Genomic DNA, 15,393 nt, shown 5'->3' on the forward strand with positions numbered 1-15,393 from the left:
CATTCGTTGTAAGCCGCCACGGAAACGGCCACGCCTTCGGCCGGACAGATCGATATTTTAGACCTGCCGGGGATGTCACTGCCGCCGGTCTTCAGCGGCAGCGACATGAGGATTGACGATTAGCGCTTGGGCAGCGAGGCCATCACTTCGCCCGCGTCGCCATCCTCCAGACAGGGTGTGACGGTCAATGGGAGCAGGTCAGCCCACTGCGCGAGCCAGCGATACATCGCAATTGGATCGCTGGATTCAGAGATCGCAAATCCCTGTCCGTTCATGCCATGCCACCGGCCCAGCATCTTGACGCCTTCGGGTGGCGCTCCGCCGGTTTCCAGAAAACGGCTGACGGCTGCATTGAAGGTGCCTTGAGGTACACTCCAGGTTGTAATGAATTTCATGCGATTCTCCCATAATCTGAATTATTGGATGAATGCTGCGGCTGCGCCGCCCGCGCACAATAGCGCTGGCATGTCGAATAACAACGGCGAATGAAGCGGTGGGTTAGTGCGATGCGGAAGCCGAAACGGACTTGGTCGTGTGTCACCGGCGTCCGCTGGAGAACATGACGATACGGCCGTGGCGGCGCGAACGGGGAACTCATTGGGGCTGCCGACCTATCCCGTCTCTGATAAGATCATCTCGGAATGAGACCGGGAGGGCTCGCTCATGTCGGCTGTCGATGCGAAGATCGTCCGCACCATGTGTCCGATGAACTGCCACCCGACGTTTTGCGGAATGCAGGTTGAGGTCGAGAGCGGTCGGCTCAAGACGCTGAGCGGAGACAAGGATAATCCGGACAGTGCCGGGTTTCTTTGCGTTCGCGGGCGCGCGACCAGCGAGATCTTCGGCAATCCGAAGCGACTGCTCTACCCCCAGATTCGCGACGATCGCCGCACCGACATCTGGCGCCGCGTAAGCTGGGACGAGGCGCTGGATTTCATGGCGAAGCGGATGCGGTCGGCTGGACCCGAGGCGGTGGGTCTATGGGCGGGGCATGGCGGCTTCACCGTGGGCAGTGCCGTGACGGTGCAGTTGATGCAGCGTTTCGCGCATATGTATGGATGCCAGAACTGGCATCCTGCAATGGTCTGTTGGGGGCTTGGCGGTTTTGGAGTGGGTCTGACGGGCGCGCTCAAGGTCAATACCAAGGAGGATATGGCTGAGAACTCGAACATGATCGTGCTTTGGGGCGCGAACATTTCGAGTCAGCCCAATACCGCCCGTCATATCGTCGCGGCTCGGCGTCGCGGGGCAAAAGTCATCACGATCGATGTAAGGAGAACGGAAGCGGCGGCTCAATCGGATGAAGTTTTCCTGATCCGCCCTGGATCGGACGCTGCGTTCGCTTTGGCCGTCATGCACGTCATCGTCACTGAAAAGCTCTATGGCTCTGAGTTTATCGAAGCGCATACCGTCGGCTTCGCGGAATTGTCGTCTCACGTTCTGCCCTTCACGCCGGCCTGGGCAGCAGCCGAGACCGGTCTTGAGGAAGGCCAGATTGCGTCGTTCGCCAGAGCGTACGCGTCCACGCGACCAGCCATGATCCTTCTCGGCGGCAGCTCCATGCACAAGAATGCCAACGGCTGGCATGCGGCGCGTGCGATCAGCTGTCTGCCGGCGTTGACCGGCAATTTGGGGGTTGCAGGCGGCGGTCTCGGCCCACGTCATGGCGCCCACAGTGCGGCCATGTGCAATCTGAATACGGGTGTGACGCGCGCGCCGGGCAATTATGTTGCCAATCAAATGCCCGACATCGCAAAGGCCTTGTCCGACGGGCAGCTCAAGGTTTTGCTCCTGCTCGGGACCAACATGCTGTCGTCCTTCGCGGACGCCGGTGAAATCTCCCATGGTCTCGACAAGACGGGTCTGGTCGTTTGCGTCGATCTGTTCATGAATGAAACGGCGCGGCGTTTTGCCGATGTGTTGTTGCCTGGAACCGCCTGGCTCGAGGAATTGGGATTTAAGGTGACGAACACGCACCTCTATCTGATGGAGCGTGCACTGGAGCGGGAGGGGGAGACGCGCCCGATCTATGAAATCCTGAGTTCTTTGGCACATTCCCTCGGGCTTGCTGACTTCTTTCCGTGGGCGTCGATCGAAGAGGTGATCGATGTCATCTTGAATGACACGACAACCGGCCATGCGACTGTTGCGTCGCTGCGCGCTGCCGGTGGCTTTTTGCCTCTTAACGTGCCCGCGGTCGCCTATGCGGATCGGAAATTCGATTCACCGTCCGGGAAGATCGAATTCTGCTCGCCGCAGGCGGCAAGGCTCGGGCTTCCGCCACTTCCGGTGCATGGCGGCGACCAGGCTTCGCCCTATCCGTTGTCGCTGAGCTTCGGAAGGACGTTGACACATTTTCATTCGTTCTATGACGAGGGCCAGGCTCTCCCGGCATTGGCAAAGCACAATGTCGCCCCGCAACTTTGGATATCGCCGGTGGATGCAGAGGCGCGTCAGCTCAGCAACGGGGATGCGATCAGGATTTACAATCAGCGGGGCGAGTTCGCGGCAAAGGCCTGCGTCACCGACGACGTCAAGCCCGGAGTGGTCTGGATGCGCGATGGCTGGGTTGGCCTCAATCATCTCACGTCCGGCGACGCGGTCCTGACCGGAGACGCTCTCAGTCTTTTTCACTTCTCCGTTGGCCAGTCCGACTACGGCGCCCGCGTGGAGGTCGCGCGAAGGCAGGCATCGTTGTAGACGAGGCTATCCGGCATCGATCACAGCCGCAGCACCTTGCCCGGATTCATGATGTTTTGCGGATCGAGCGCCCGCTTGATGGTGCGCATGATGTCGAGCTCGGTCTTCGAGCGGTAGTGACTGAGCTCGTCGAGCTTGTCGATGCCGATGCCATGCTCCGCCGAGATCGAGCCGCCCATCGAGGTGATGAGATCGTTCACGGCCCGCGTGATGGCGGACGAATATTGGGTCAGCGTCTGCTGATCCATGCCTTTGGGGCCCATGAACGAGAAATGCAGATTGCCGTCGCCGATGTGCCCCAAAGGATAGGGGCGAATGGTCGGGAGAATGTCGAGCACGGCCTTGAGCCCCTGGTCGATGAACCCGGGAATCCTGGAGATAGCCACCGACACGTCGTAGCTCAGTCCCGGTCCCTCGGCGCGGGAGGCCTCGGCGACGCTTTCCCGGATGCGCCACATGTTGCGCGATTGATTTCCGGTGTGCGCGATCACCGCGTCGAGCACGCGGCCGGCCTCGAGCTGATCGGCGAGAAACTGCTCCAGCTTCTCGGTCATGCCCTCGGTCCCGTCCTGTCGGGCCCGCGAGGACGACCATTCAAGCAGGAGGTACCATGGCGTGTCCGCCTTGAGAGGATCCTGGGTGCCGGGAATATGGCGCAGCACCATGTCGATGGCGCTGCGGCTCATCAGCTCGCAGGAGCCGACATTGTCCCCTGATGCGGCATGGGCTTCGGACAGGATCTCCAGCGCCGCGCGCGGATCGCGGATCGCCAGCCACGCCGTGCAGACGTCCTTCGGCGCCGGCCACAGCTTGAGGACGGCCTTCGTGATGATGCCCAGCGTTCCCTCGGCGCCCATGAAAAGGTGCTTGAGGTCGTAGCCCGTGTTGTCCTTCTTGAGCGCACGCAGTCCGTCCCAGACATCCCCGTTGGCCAGCACGACTTCGAGCCCCAAGACGAGATTGCGGGCATTGCCATAGCGGAGCACCTGCACGCCGCCGGCGTTCGTCGACAGATTGCCGCCGATCATGCACGAGCCCTGGGCGCCAAGGCTGAGCGGCAGGAACCTGTCGTGACGGCTTGCGGTCTCCTGAAGCGTCTGGAGAACGCAGCCGGCCTCGACCGTCATCGCGTAACCGACGGCATCGACGTCCAGCACGCGGTTCATGCGGCCGAGCGACAGCACGATGCCGGTGTGCGCCGGCCAGGGCGTGGCCCCGCCCATCAGGCCGGTGTTGCCACCCTGCGGCACGATCGCGACGCCGTGCTCATGGCAAAGCCGGACGACTTTGGAGACTTCCTCGGTGCTGCCAGGACGAACGACGGCGCCCGCGCCGCCAACCAGCAATCCGCGCCAATCCGTCACGAACGGCTGCTTGCCGTGCTCGTCCTCGATCAGGCCCTTCTCGCCGACGATCGCGCGCAGCGCATCGCGCATCCGGGCGGTCAAAGGAGCGGTCGGGATGGTGGGTAGGGAGGACGGGAAGGCAGCCGGCATTTTGTTTCCCCTGGCGCATCTTGGTGTGCACTGCGCACGTAACGTGCGGGGGTATTCTCCACGTTTGCGGCGGGGAGTCTAATGGCAATATGTCTCGAAGCGGGGACCGTGGACGAACGCGTCCAGCAGGTGCCCGTCACCGACGGCGCTTGGTTTCGGCCGAGCGGGATCCTAGTGGATGATCTGGTTCAGGAAACCCTTGGCCCGTTCGGTGCGCGGAGCCCGGAAGAATGTCTCCGGATCCGCCTCCTCCAGGATGCTTCCGCGATCCATGAAGACGACCCGATCGGCGACCTCGCGGGCGAATCCCATCTCGTGTGTCACGCAGACCATCGTCATTCCATCTCGTGCCAGCTCGACCATGGTGTCCAGCACTTCCTTGACCATCTCGGGGTCGAGAGCGGACGTCGGTTCGTCGAACAGCATGATCTTGGGCTGCATGCACAGCGCCCGCGCGATGGCGACGCGTTGCTGCTGGCCACCCGACAATTGTGCGGGATACTTGTCCGCCTGATCCTGGATGCGGACCTTCCGCAGCAAGCCGAGTGCGCGATCGCGCGCTTCCGCTTGCGAGATGCCGCGAACCTTCATCGGAGCCAGCATGCAGTTCTCGGCGACCGTGAGGTGCGGAAAGAGGTTGAAGCTCTGAAAGACCATCCCGACTTCGCAGCGCACGCTGTTGATGTCGGCCATGCGGTTGCTCAATTCGACACCGTCGACGACGATCCTGCCGCCGTCGTGTTTCTCGATATGGTTGATGCACCGGATGAGCGTCGACTTGCCGGAGCCCGAAGGGCCGCAAAGGACGATCTTCTCGCCCTTGCCGACCTTGAGATTGACGTCGTTCAGCGCATTGAATGCGCCGAATCGCTTCATCACATTTTCGACGAGGACGATTGCATTGGGCTGCGTGGCATTGCTGACAGTCGCTTGAGGCATGTTCGTCTCCCAAATACGAGGCCGTTTGGTATCCCGATGATCACCGTGCCGTGGCAAGGCCATATCGCTTGCGAAGAGTGGCGACGCACTGGGAGGCCACCGAGCTGATGGCGAGGTAGGCCACCGCGACGACGAGGTACATCTCGACGAGACGTCCATTGAGCTGTGCGAGCTTGGAAGCCGCGCCCAGAAGATCCGTCAACGACAGCACGTAAACGAGAGACGTGTCTTGAAACAGGATGATCGTCTGGCTCAGGATGATCGGGCTCGCCACGCGAAGGACTTGCGGCAGAACGACATGGCGGTAGGTGTCGTAGGTCGACAGCGCGAGCGCCTGGCAGGCCTCGAACTGCCCCTTGTTCACGGCCCGCAGTCCGACGCGGATGATCTCGGAGTAGTAGGCGGCTTCAAACATGCCAAAGGTGATGAACGCCGTGTAGGTCGCCCCGATCGGAATCGGGCGGCCGTTGCCGCTCAGGTGCCCAAGCACGATCGGCACCAGGAAGAAGAACCAGAAGAGGACGAGGATCAACGGGATCGACCGGATGATCGCGACGTAGCCGCGGACGATCTGCGCGAACACCGGGACCTCGAAGTGCTGTACCAGCGCAAGACAGGTTCCGAGCACCATGCCGATGGCGAATGCGGCCGCCGTGAGCGAAAGCGAGAAGAGCAGGCCCGACCAGAGATAAGGCCACGACTGCGCGACGATCGAGAAATCGAGGGTATTCATTTCACGGTCTCCATGGCGCTAGGCAGAGCGCTGCCTTGTTGCATGTCGGCGGCGAGATCCTGTTCAGCAGTGAGCTTCACCGGGGCGCTGCCCGGAATTCTGACGGCCTTGTCGATGAGCGTCATGATCTGATACGCAACCAGCGCCAGGCAAAGATAGATGATCGTCGCCGCGCCGAATGCCGAGAATGTCTGGAACGTTGCCTCGCTGATCTGGCGCGCCTGTGCGGTCAGCTCCGTCAAGCCGATCGTGAGTGCGACGGAGGTGTTCTTGTATATTCCCATCACCTCGCTGGTGAGGCTCGGCACGATCAGGCGCAAAGCCTGCGGCACGACGACGTAGCGATAGGTGAGGTAGCCGCTGAGGCCGAGAGCGTTGGCGGCCTCGATCTGCCCCTTCGGAAGCGCTTCGATGCCGGCCCGGACCTGCTCTGCTATTCGAGACGCCGTGTAGAGTCCCAGGCAAAGGAGAGCCGGGAAGAACGATGCCCAAGGCGGCGGCATCTGCTTGATGGCATTTCCGAGCGCGGCCGGCACCACCTCCGGGAAAACAAAGTACCAGAGGAACATCTGCACCAGGACAGGGATGTTTCGGAATATCTCGACGTAGAGCCGGGCCGGAATCGAGACGAAACGATTCTGGACCGTGCGGCCCACGCCGACGAATACGCCGATGCCGAAGGCGATCCACCAGCCGAAGAAGGCCAGAGCCAGGGTCCAACCGAGACCCGACAGAAGCCAGTCGATATAGCGCTGGCCGTCTGCCGCCTGTTCAAAAAGCACTCCGAACATCGCGAGCCTCCGGGTTGCAGGTGCGGACGAGGATGACTTTCCGAGACGATCAGCTCCGTCAATCAGTCGACGGCATCGCTGGGATGTGCGATCCGCTCCATCAACTCGTCGGTGAGCGGGAATGCGAGGTTCTCACCCTTGGGCGGGATCGGCCTGGTGAACCATTTCGCGTAGGTCTTCTCGAATTGGCCGGATGCCATCTGCTTGGAGAGAACGTCGTCGACGAGCCTCTTGAAGCCGGCATCGCCCTTGGTGAACATCAGCCCATAGTAGATCTTCGCGTAACCCTCGGAAAGGAACAGGAGCGCGTCCGGATTCGGCGCCGCAGCCTTGAGCCCGGCGAGAAGGATATCGTCCTCCATGAAGGCGACGGCACGGCCGGTATTTAGCATCAGGAAGGACTCCGCATGGTCCTTGGCCTGGACGATGTTGAGGCCGAGCTGCTCCTTGACGTTGACGCTTTGCGCGAAACCTACCGCGTTGGAGCCTTGCGTGGCGACAACCGTCTTGCCTTTCAGGTCGCCGGCGGTCTTCACGCCGCTGGCGGCCTTGACGAGCCAGCGCGGCTGGCTGACGAACGTTGCGACCGAGAACGAGACCTGTTCCTGCCGCTTCTTGTCGTTGGCGGTGCCGCCGCATTCGATGTCGACAGTCCCGCTCTGGATCAGGGGAATCCGGTTCGAGGAGTTTACCGGCGTGTAGTTGACCTTCAGACTGGGCAACTTCAGCTCATCCTTGATGCGATCGACGATCGCCGCGCAGAGATCGAGCGAGAATCCGATCGGCTTCTGATCCGGCCCGAGGTATGAGAACGGTATCGAAGCCTCACGGTAGCCGATCGTGATCGAACCGCTGGATTTGATCTTGTCGAGCGTCGGGCTGTCGGCTGCCGCGGACGGGCTTGCGTTGACAGCCAGGAGCGCCGGGAGAAGTCCCAATACCTGAACGAGCTTCTTCATGGTCTTTGCCTTCCCATCGTTTGTCAGATTCAAGCTGCGACGGACGGGCGTCCGAGCCCTCGCCGGCGGATGACGTCGATCAGGCGATCGATGTCGGTGGCGGTGTTGAACATGCCGAGCGAGACGCGAATGCCATCTCGTTCGGGCGACACGCGCACGCCGTTCTCCTCGAAATGGCCGAGCCAGTCTGCCGCGGGCAGGGCGATGACGTAGATGTGCGGAGCGCGATGCTTGCGTTCGCGCGGACCGACGAGGCGGACGCCCAGCTCGTCCAGGCGCGCAATCAGGTGATCGCCGAGATCGAAGCAGTGGTTCTGGATGTTCTGCACCCCGATCTGCTCGATCATGTCGAGCGAAGCACCGAGGGCGTGGACTGCGGGCAGATTGAAGTTGCCGAGCTCGAAGCGCCTGGCGGCCGGCGAGGGCGCCATCCTGTCGGCACGCGCGATGAGATCGCTCGGGATCTCGGCGAGGCTCGCAGCCGCCAGATAGGTCGGCTCGAGCTCTTTGAGCGTCTTGTCCCAATAGAGCAGCCCGAGCCCTTGCGGAACCAGTAATCCCTTGTGGCTGCCGGAGCCGATGAAGCTTGCGCCGATCGCCTTGGCGTCAACAGGCACGACTCCGATGGCCTGCATCACGTCCACCACGAAGTGGTGCTTGTTCCTGACGCACATCGCGCCGACGCTCTCGATGTCAAAGCGGTGACCGGCGTGAAAAGTCACATGCGACATCGAGATCGCACGCGTCCTTTCGTCAATGAAGGGAGCAAAGCTGTCGGCGTCGACGACTTCCGTCATCGGGATGAAGCGGACCTCGACGCCTTTCCGTTGCAGATTGAGGAACGCGTAGGCGTTGTTCGGGTGATCGCCGTGGATCATCAGGACGTTGTCACCGGCCTGCAGCGGCAGTGCATTTGCCGCAATGTTCATGCTTTCCGACGTGTTTTTCGTGAAGGCAATCTCATCCGCCGTCACGCCGAGAAAGCGGGCGACCTTGGCACGGGTCTGCTCGACCCGATCGAGCCAGATGCTCTTCGGACCGGCTGTCTCGAAGCCCTCGCGAAGGAAAAGCTCGATCGCGGCCTTCACGGGACGCGCGAGCGGCGTTTGAAACCCGGAGTCGAGATAGACCATCCGTTCGACGGCGGGGAATTCCTTCCTCACGGCGTCCACGTCGTAATGACGAGACATGCACATCTCCTGTTGAGCGCGCCGGCAGAACTTGGCTCCCGGCCAAGCGGCGGAGCGCGATTTTCGGAACGGCGAGACCGCACTGCACAATTTCTGGTCAATCGCCGGTGACGCCAAGAATATGAGCTTTCAGGATTTCGACAATCGATTATGTCGAATTTCAATAGGTTTTATTCCGAAAAATGATAATACTCGGCGTTGATCTTGATTTCACTTCCAGTTTTGGCCGGGTGGGAAATGACGAAGCGAATTGGGAAGGAAGGACCGTTGGATCGGGCTTTCGCGATCGTTCGGCATGTTGCCGACCAGCGCAAAGCCGTCTCGGCCGCGGAGATCGCAAAGGCTCTTTCGCTGCCGCTTCCAACGGCACACAGGTTGATCGGAAACCTCGAAGACCGCGGATTGCTTCAGAAGGCGTTGGGTACCAAGCGGTACGTTGTGGGCAACCAGCTCGTCACACTGTCGGCCACGGTCATAGGCGCTGCATTTCGTACTGCGCGGCGGCACGCGGTGCTTCGGGCGGTCGCGGGAGAAATCGGCGAACAGTGTGAGATCGGCGTCGTACGCGACAATTTCGTTGCCTATGTCGACAGCGTTCGCGTTTCGGAGCCGCAAGGTCTCCAGTTCAATCCGGGAGAAGCGGCGCCGTTACACTGCACGTCGACCGGAAAGATCTATATGAGCAGACTGCCCGAGCGGATCCGGGCGAAGCTGTGCCGCGCGCTACCCCTGACCAAATTCACCGAAACGACGATCGTCGATGTCCACGCGCTGATGAAAGTTCTCGAGGAGACGCGACAACGCGGCTGGGCCAAGACAAACGAAGAGTACGTCAAGGGGGTGGTGGGGTGCGCCGTCCCCATTCTGTCGCCGGATCGGGAATTGATCGCTTGCCTCGGCGTCTCTGTACCGGTGGCCCGCGTGAGCTTCGCCGAACTGGACCGGTTCATAGCGCCGCTTCAAAAGGCCGCCGCTCTGCTATCCGGGACCATTCTGCAAGTCGAAGACGACGATGGCGCAGATGCCCAATGATGGCGTGATGCCTCGGCGTCGGCGCCGTTGCCGCGGTTAACCAGACCGACGTGCCTGCTGCGCTGTGATGCTGCGCAGCCCCATCGGACGCACCCGCTCACGCCGGCGTTAGGCCGTATCGACCTCACCGCAGGCCGCTTACCCCTTAATCTCTGCGGTCGCGTTTAACCGACGTTAATGATGTCCTCTCGATATGGAACATCCCACTCCGTTGCACTCCCTGTTTGTGGATTGCCCGTAAGTGTTGATTAAGGGGGCCATATCCATATTCCAGCCTGCGATTGGCGGGCTGACCGGCAGCGGTAATCCCACCGGTTGCCCCGATCAAAAGACTTTAGGAATTGCTCTCTGCCGCCACGACGGCAATCAGGATGAAGGTCATGCTCCGCCGGGTAGTGCTCCGTTTCGCAAGAGACCGGAAGGCCAACATCGCCGTTATCTTCGCCCTCACGATGGTCCCGATCGTCTTTCTCTTGGGCATGACGCTCGACTACACGCAGGCCGTCCGCAAGCGCGAGCAACTGAACGCAGCCGCCGACGCGGCCGCGATCGCAGCCGTGCGGCCGGCGATGCTGACCCAGACCGACAAGACGGTCGTCCAGGCGACCGCCGCAGCCGTCTTTGCAGCGAAGGCGAATCTTTCCGGTCTGACGGCGACGCCGACGCCGACCATCACCGTCACGGATTCCGGTCTCGCGCGAAGCATCACGGTTTCCTACACCGCGCAGTCCGTCAATAATTTCCCCAGCGTTCTCGGCAAGCAGACCTGGGACGTCTCTGGCTCCGCAACGGCGAAGGCGTCGAGTGCGCCCAACATGAATTTCTACCTGCTGCTGGACGACTCGCCGTCGATGGCGCTTGCTGCGACGCAGGCCGACATCACCAACATGATCGCGGCCACGAAGAACCAGCCCAGCTACGCGAAGAATTGCTCGTTCGCCTGCCATGAGGCGCGTCCCAACAACGCAACTGCCAGCTCGACGAACAAGGACAATCTCACCGTCGCACGCGCAAACAACATCACGCTGCGCATCGATCTCGTGACCAACGCCGTTACGCAATTGCTGAAGGGACCCTGGACGTGCCCGCAGGCGGGTGTGACGGGCGGCGTCATGCAATGCATGTCGGCGCTCAACAACACGACCTACAAGGCCGCCATCTACACCTTCGACTACGCCCTCAACACGATTCAGGTGCTGACCACCCCGGACACCGCCGCCACGAAGATCAACAACATTCAGCTCCTGACGGTCGACCACCAGAACTGCCCCATTGTCGATAGCAAGGGCAACTGCACCTACACCACCGACTACGGCACGGATATCTCGGGCGGGCTCACGGGCGTCAACACCGTGATGCCAGCGCCAGGCACCGGCACCAATCAGGCGGGCGATACGCCGCAGGAAGTTGTCTTCCTCGTCACCGACGGCGTCGAGGACAAGCTCATCCCGAAGACGGGGGGCTCCTGCGACCCCAATGCCACCTATGCGCTTCCGACAGCCAACTCGACGACCTTGCGGTGCCAGCAACCGCTCGACACGACGGTCTGCACGACGATCAAGAACCGCGGCATTCGCATCGCGGTCCTCTACACCGAGTATCTGCAGCTGAGCGACAGCTGGTACACGAGCCGCATCTCGCAGTTCAACAATCCATCCTCGTCAACCGGCACGATCGCGACACGGCTGCAATCGTGCGCATCGCCCGGTCTGTATGCGAGCGTGCAGACAGGTGGCGACATTTCCGCGGCGCTGACCAACCTCTTCATCAAGGTTGCGTCCAGCACGGCCAGCCTCGTGCAGTAGGGAAGGCGCCATGACCCGACAGGTCACGACAACGAAAAGACGCCGCAACCGCTGCGCCGCCTTCGCCGGCGATAGCCGCGGAGCCACGGCCGTCGAATTCGCGCTCGTTGCCGCGCCGTTTCTCGCCCTCATCATCGCGCTCATCCAGACGTTTCTGGTTTTCTTTGCCCAGCAGATGCTTGAAACCGTGGTGCGCCAGTCGGCGCGTCTCGTCATGACGGGGCAGGTTCAGTCGGCGCAGATGAACCAGGCGGTTTTCAAGCAGAAGGTCTGCGATCAGATCGTGATCCTGTTCAATTGCAGCGGTCTGATGGTCGACATGCAGGTCGCAACGTCCTGGTCTTCCGCGAACACGGCGACGCCCACGCTGACCTTCGACGGCTCGGGCAATGTGACCAACAGCTGGCAATACAATCCGGGCGATTCCGGCGATATCGTCGTTCTCCGCGTCATGTATGTCTGGCCGGTCGTGCTCGGGCCGCTCGGCTTCAATCTCTCGAACCTTAGCAATGGCAACCGGCTGCTCATGTCGTCCGCCGCGTTCCAGAACGAGCCAGGAGCTACCTGATGATCTCCGCCCTGTCGTCTCGCGCTCGGCAGATGTTGACCGATGTACGCGCTGTTGCAGCGACGGAGTTCGCCATCGTGACGCCGTTCATGCTGGTGCTCTATGTCGGCGGCGTCGAGCTCGGGAACGGGCTCGCCATGAACGTCAAGGTCAGCGCGACCGCGCACAGCGTTGCCGACATGATCTCGCAGAACACGGCCGTCACGTCGACCCAGATGGACGGCATTCTCGCTGCGGCGAGCTCCATCATGGCTCCCTATCCCATCAAGAACGGCAGCACCTCGCTGATGACGATCACGGTCTCCGAGGTCTCGACCGACAGCAATGGCAACGCGACGGTGCAATGGAGCAAGTCGACCAGTACGTCGGGAGCGAGGGCCGCCGGTCAGCAGATGACCTTGTCGTCCTTTACCGCGCCGGGCGGTACCAGCAATGCCAACATCTCGCTCATCCTGAGCGAGGTGTCCTACGACTACGCGCCCAACCTCGGCTTCACGATCGCCGGCACGGTGAAGCTGTCCGACAGCTATTACCTGTTCCCCCGCTGCTCGACGAACACCCCCGCCACGTCGAGTTTTCCCTATTACGACGTGAAATATCCGGCGGCGAAGACTTGCACCTGCGTGCAGCACTTGCAGCAGAAGACCTGTTAGTTTCACGGAACGCGGTGGACAGAAGCCGGATGCCGTTGAGGCAAGCTTCTGTCCCGATTTCCTCCCCCCTGTGCGCAATTGCGCACCAGGCCGGGATGGCATTGGGGTGAACGCTTACGCCGCCACAGTGGCGCGGTCGAGCGCTGCGATCAGCTTTGCCGCGATGGGATGGTCGGACCGCGGATTCTGGCCGGTGATCAGCTCGCGGTCCTCGACGACGTAAGGCTCGAAGTCGACAGCGCTTCGGCTGACCTCGGCACCCGCAGCTCCCAGCGCGTCCGGCATGGTGAAGTAGATCTTGCCGTGCAGGAACTGCTCCTCGATCGGTATCTCTTCCGAGGCGGTGAACACCGTCATCTTGTATCCCGCATACTGCCAGCCCTTGCCCAGCTCCGCGATCCTGGCCTTGTCGCCGGCGATCAGGGCGGCGCGATAGGCCTTGGCGTCGGGCAGGGCGGCCAGCGTCGCGATCGGTCCGTGGCAGAGTAGCGCCGTGATCTTCTTCCGTTCGTGGAAATATCGCAGAATCTTGCCGAGCTCGGGATCCTGCATGAGGTCGACGACCGGACCCTGCCCGCCGGGGACAAAAACGGCGGCATATTGATCCAGTCCTCCGTCCACGATCGCGCGCAACGTGCGCACTTTGGTCATCGACGGGTCCTTGTCGAAGAAATCGCGTCCCCGCCGGTAGGCTTTCTCGTCGCCGCCGAAATGGGCCGCATGATCGGAGGCCGGATCGATGTACGGTTGCTTGCCGTTCGGCGTCGCCAGCACCACCTCGTAGCCGGCATCGATCACGGCCATTGCCGGCACGACGGTTTCATTGAGGTATTGGCCGGTCGGTCCGGTGCCGCCGCCCTGGATTTCGATACGGGTGGCATTGGAGCCGACAACGAGCACTTTTCCTTTGGACATGTGATCTCCTGACTGTTGGGTTCATGACCGGCCAGCGGCACCCTCGATCGCGGCAAGGGCTGTCCGGGCCACTTCTTCGTCCTGCTCCGCCGAGCCTGCGCTTGTTCGGCGATTACCTGAACACGATCATCTTCTCCGCCGTCATCTCGTGCATCGTGTAGGGAATGCCGCCGACGCCATGGCCGGACACGCGGCGGCCCGCGAACGGCATCCAGTCGGTGCGGAAGGCGGTGTGGTCGTTGATCATCACCGCCGCCGCGTCGAGGCGCTCCGCCGCATCGAGCGCGACCGCGAGATCGCGCGTGAAGATGGCGGACTGGAATGAGACCGGAAGCGAGTTGGCTTCCGCGATCGCGTCGTCGATGCGATCGAACGGATAGACGCAGGTCACCGGCCCGAACACCTCCAGCGTGGAAACCTTGGCATCGCGCGGCGGCGAGATCAGGATCGATGGCTTGAGCGTGGTCTCGCTCAACCGGCCGCCCCCGATCTGTCGTGTCCCGGCCGAAACCGCCTCATTGATCCAGCCTTCGACACGCGCAACTTCCTGCGGCGTAATCAGCGGTCCCACCTCTGTCTCGGGGAGCGTCGGGTCTCCCACCTTCAGGGCCTCGACCCTGGCCGCGAAGCGGTCCACGAACTCCTTCTGAAGCGCGGAATGCACATAGATGCGCTGGACCGACACGCAGACTTGCCCCGCGTGGTAATAGCCGCCCTTGGCGATCGGCTCGATGATCTTTTCGAGGTCGGCGCTGCGGTCGACGATGAGGGGCGCGACACCGCCGTGCTCGAGGGCGCAGCGTGCACCGGGGGTGATGACCGATCGCAGATGCCAGCCGACGCGCGCCGAGCCGATGAAGCTCAGGAAGGCGACGCGCGGGTCGGTCGCGAATTTTTCAGGCAGGCTATGATCCTCCGGGAGGAACGTCTGCACCCAGCCTTCGGGCATGCCGGCTTCGTGGACGAGCTTCACGAGCTCGACGCAGCACAGGGGCGTTGTGCCAGCCGGCTTGACGATGACAGGGCAACCCGTCGCGATCGCCGGTGCGACCTGGTGAACGATCAGGTTGAGGGGATGATTGAAGGCCGAGATCGCCGCGACAATGCCGATGGGTTCCTTGATGGTCCATGCCCGCCGGCCATCGCTTGCGGGCGTCAGGCCCATCGGGACCTCGACCCCGCCGCGGGTCCGCAAAAAATCCGCTGCCGAGCGGATGCCGTCGATCGCCCGATCCGTCTCGATCAACGCATCCGTGAGCGGCTTGCCGCCCTCGCGCGCGATCAGGATACCAAAATCCTGCCGCTTCGCCGCGACCAGATCGGCGAGCCTGTTGAGAATGGCGATCCGCTGATGCGGCTTCAGCCAGGCCTTTCGGTCCGCGAACAGCTTTCGCGCGGTCTCGAACTTTGCCTCCAGCGCGGCGGCGTCGTCACTGGCGAACTCGGTGATCTCTTTTCGGTCGAAGGCCTGTACAATCTTGATCATCATTTCCTCCACGCCGTGTTGTGTTCTTCGCCTGGCGTCCACTATGGCATGAGGCGCGGTGTGGCCAATGTCGCGGATTGGCGCTGGGCGGATCCGTCGTGCGATTTGGCAATCGAAGCTCGCTCC

The 15,393-nt window shown here is 62.0% G+C and carries 14 protein-coding genes; 5 read left to right on the plus strand and 9 right to left on the minus strand.

The window, feature by feature from the left end:
- Positions 1–119: 119 nt before the first annotated feature.
- On the minus strand, positions 120–395 hold the full coding sequence (locus ABIA90_RS05090; protein ID WP_354117490.1) for a DUF3303 domain-containing protein: 276 nt from the start codon (positions 393–395) through the stop codon (positions 120–122).
- Between the two features lie 268 nt (positions 396–663).
- Between ABIA90_RS05090 and ABIA90_RS05095 the strand changes: the two genes are divergently transcribed.
- Entirely contained in the window at positions 664–2,700 is a 2,037-nt protein-coding gene (locus ABIA90_RS05095) for a molybdopterin-containing oxidoreductase family protein (protein ID WP_354117491.1), read from the plus strand.
- Between the two features lie 20 nt (positions 2,701–2,720).
- On the opposite strand, the gene ABIA90_RS05100 is transcribed toward ABIA90_RS05095, so the two are convergent.
- The 6 genes from ABIA90_RS05100 to ABIA90_RS05125 all read right to left on the minus strand — a co-directional run bounded on the left by ABIA90_RS05100 (position 2,721) and on the right by ABIA90_RS05125 (position 8,808).
- The gene (locus ABIA90_RS05100) at positions 2,721–4,196 is read right to left on the minus strand and encodes an FAD-binding oxidoreductase (protein ID WP_354117492.1); all 1,476 of its coding nucleotides are present in this window, start codon (positions 4,194–4,196) and stop codon (positions 2,721–2,723) included.
- Positions 4,197–4,367: 171 nt separating this feature from the next.
- Positions 4,368–5,135: an amino acid ABC transporter ATP-binding protein gene (locus ABIA90_RS05105; protein WP_354117493.1), complete on the minus strand. Its 768-nt coding sequence runs from the start codon at positions 5,133–5,135 to the stop codon at positions 4,368–4,370.
- Between the two features lie 40 nt (positions 5,136–5,175).
- The gene (locus tag ABIA90_RS05110; protein WP_354117494.1) at positions 5,176–5,868 is read right to left on the minus strand and encodes an amino acid ABC transporter permease; all 693 of its coding nucleotides are present in this window, start codon (positions 5,866–5,868) and stop codon (positions 5,176–5,178) included.
- Positions 5,865–6,659 carry an amino acid ABC transporter permease gene (locus ABIA90_RS05115; RefSeq protein WP_354117495.1) on the minus strand — a complete coding sequence of 265 codons (795 nt, stop codon included), beginning with the start codon at positions 6,657–6,659 and terminating at the stop codon, positions 5,865–5,867. Before ABIA90_RS05115 ends, ABIA90_RS05110 begins: the two co-directional genes overlap by 4 nt.
- Before the next feature lie 62 nt (positions 6,660–6,721).
- Positions 6,722–7,618 carry an amino acid ABC transporter substrate-binding protein gene (locus tag ABIA90_RS05120; protein WP_354117496.1) on the minus strand — a complete coding sequence of 299 codons (897 nt, stop codon included), beginning with the start codon at positions 7,616–7,618 and terminating at the stop codon, positions 6,722–6,724.
- Between the two features lie 29 nt (positions 7,619–7,647).
- Positions 7,648–8,808 (minus strand): aminotransferase class V-fold PLP-dependent enzyme, encoded by a 1,161-nt coding sequence (locus ABIA90_RS05125; RefSeq protein WP_354117497.1) that lies wholly within the window; start codon positions 8,806–8,808, stop codon positions 7,648–7,650.
- A gap of 237 nt (positions 8,809–9,045) precedes the next feature.
- Here ABIA90_RS05125 and ABIA90_RS05130 point away from each other — a divergent pair, with 237 nt between their 5' ends.
- The 4 genes from ABIA90_RS05130 (at position 9,046) to ABIA90_RS05145 (ending at position 12,866) form a co-directional block, all read left to right on the plus strand.
- A complete protein-coding gene (locus ABIA90_RS05130) occupies positions 9,046–9,840 on the plus strand; it encodes an IclR family transcriptional regulator (protein WP_354117635.1) in 795 nt (264 codons plus the stop codon).
- 380 nt (positions 9,841–10,220) lie between these two features.
- Positions 10,221–11,645 (plus strand): TadE/TadG family type IV pilus assembly protein, encoded by a 1,425-nt coding sequence (locus tag ABIA90_RS05135; RefSeq protein WP_354117498.1) that lies wholly within the window; start codon positions 10,221–10,223, stop codon positions 11,643–11,645.
- Between the two features lie 10 nt (positions 11,646–11,655).
- Positions 11,656–12,213, plus strand: coding sequence for a TadE/TadG family type IV pilus assembly protein (locus ABIA90_RS05140; RefSeq protein WP_135214335.1), 558 nt, complete (start codon positions 11,656–11,658; stop codon positions 12,211–12,213).
- A complete protein-coding gene (locus ABIA90_RS05145) occupies positions 12,213–12,866 on the plus strand; it encodes a TadE/TadG family type IV pilus assembly protein (RefSeq protein WP_028157690.1) in 654 nt (217 codons plus the stop codon). Before ABIA90_RS05140 ends, ABIA90_RS05145 begins: the two co-directional genes overlap by 1 nt.
- Before the next feature lie 114 nt (positions 12,867–12,980).
- Here ABIA90_RS05145 and ABIA90_RS05150 read toward each other — a convergent pair whose 3' ends face one another.
- Together ABIA90_RS05150 and ABIA90_RS05155 are read right to left on the minus strand one after the other, a co-directional pair.
- Positions 12,981–13,781: a type 1 glutamine amidotransferase domain-containing protein gene (locus ABIA90_RS05150; protein WP_354117499.1), complete on the minus strand. Its 801-nt coding sequence runs from the start codon at positions 13,779–13,781 to the stop codon at positions 12,981–12,983.
- A 112-nt stretch (positions 13,782–13,893) separates the two neighbouring features.
- Positions 13,894–15,267 carry an aldehyde dehydrogenase family protein gene (locus tag ABIA90_RS05155; protein ID WP_354117500.1) on the minus strand — a complete coding sequence of 458 codons (1,374 nt, stop codon included), beginning with the start codon at positions 15,265–15,267 and terminating at the stop codon, positions 13,894–13,896.
- Positions 15,268–15,393: the final 126 nt, after the last annotated feature.

It is taken from the genome of Bradyrhizobium sp. LA6.8, from assembly GCF_040547935.1.
GTDB lineage: Bacteria > Pseudomonadota > Alphaproteobacteria > Rhizobiales > Xanthobacteraceae > Bradyrhizobium > Bradyrhizobium barranii.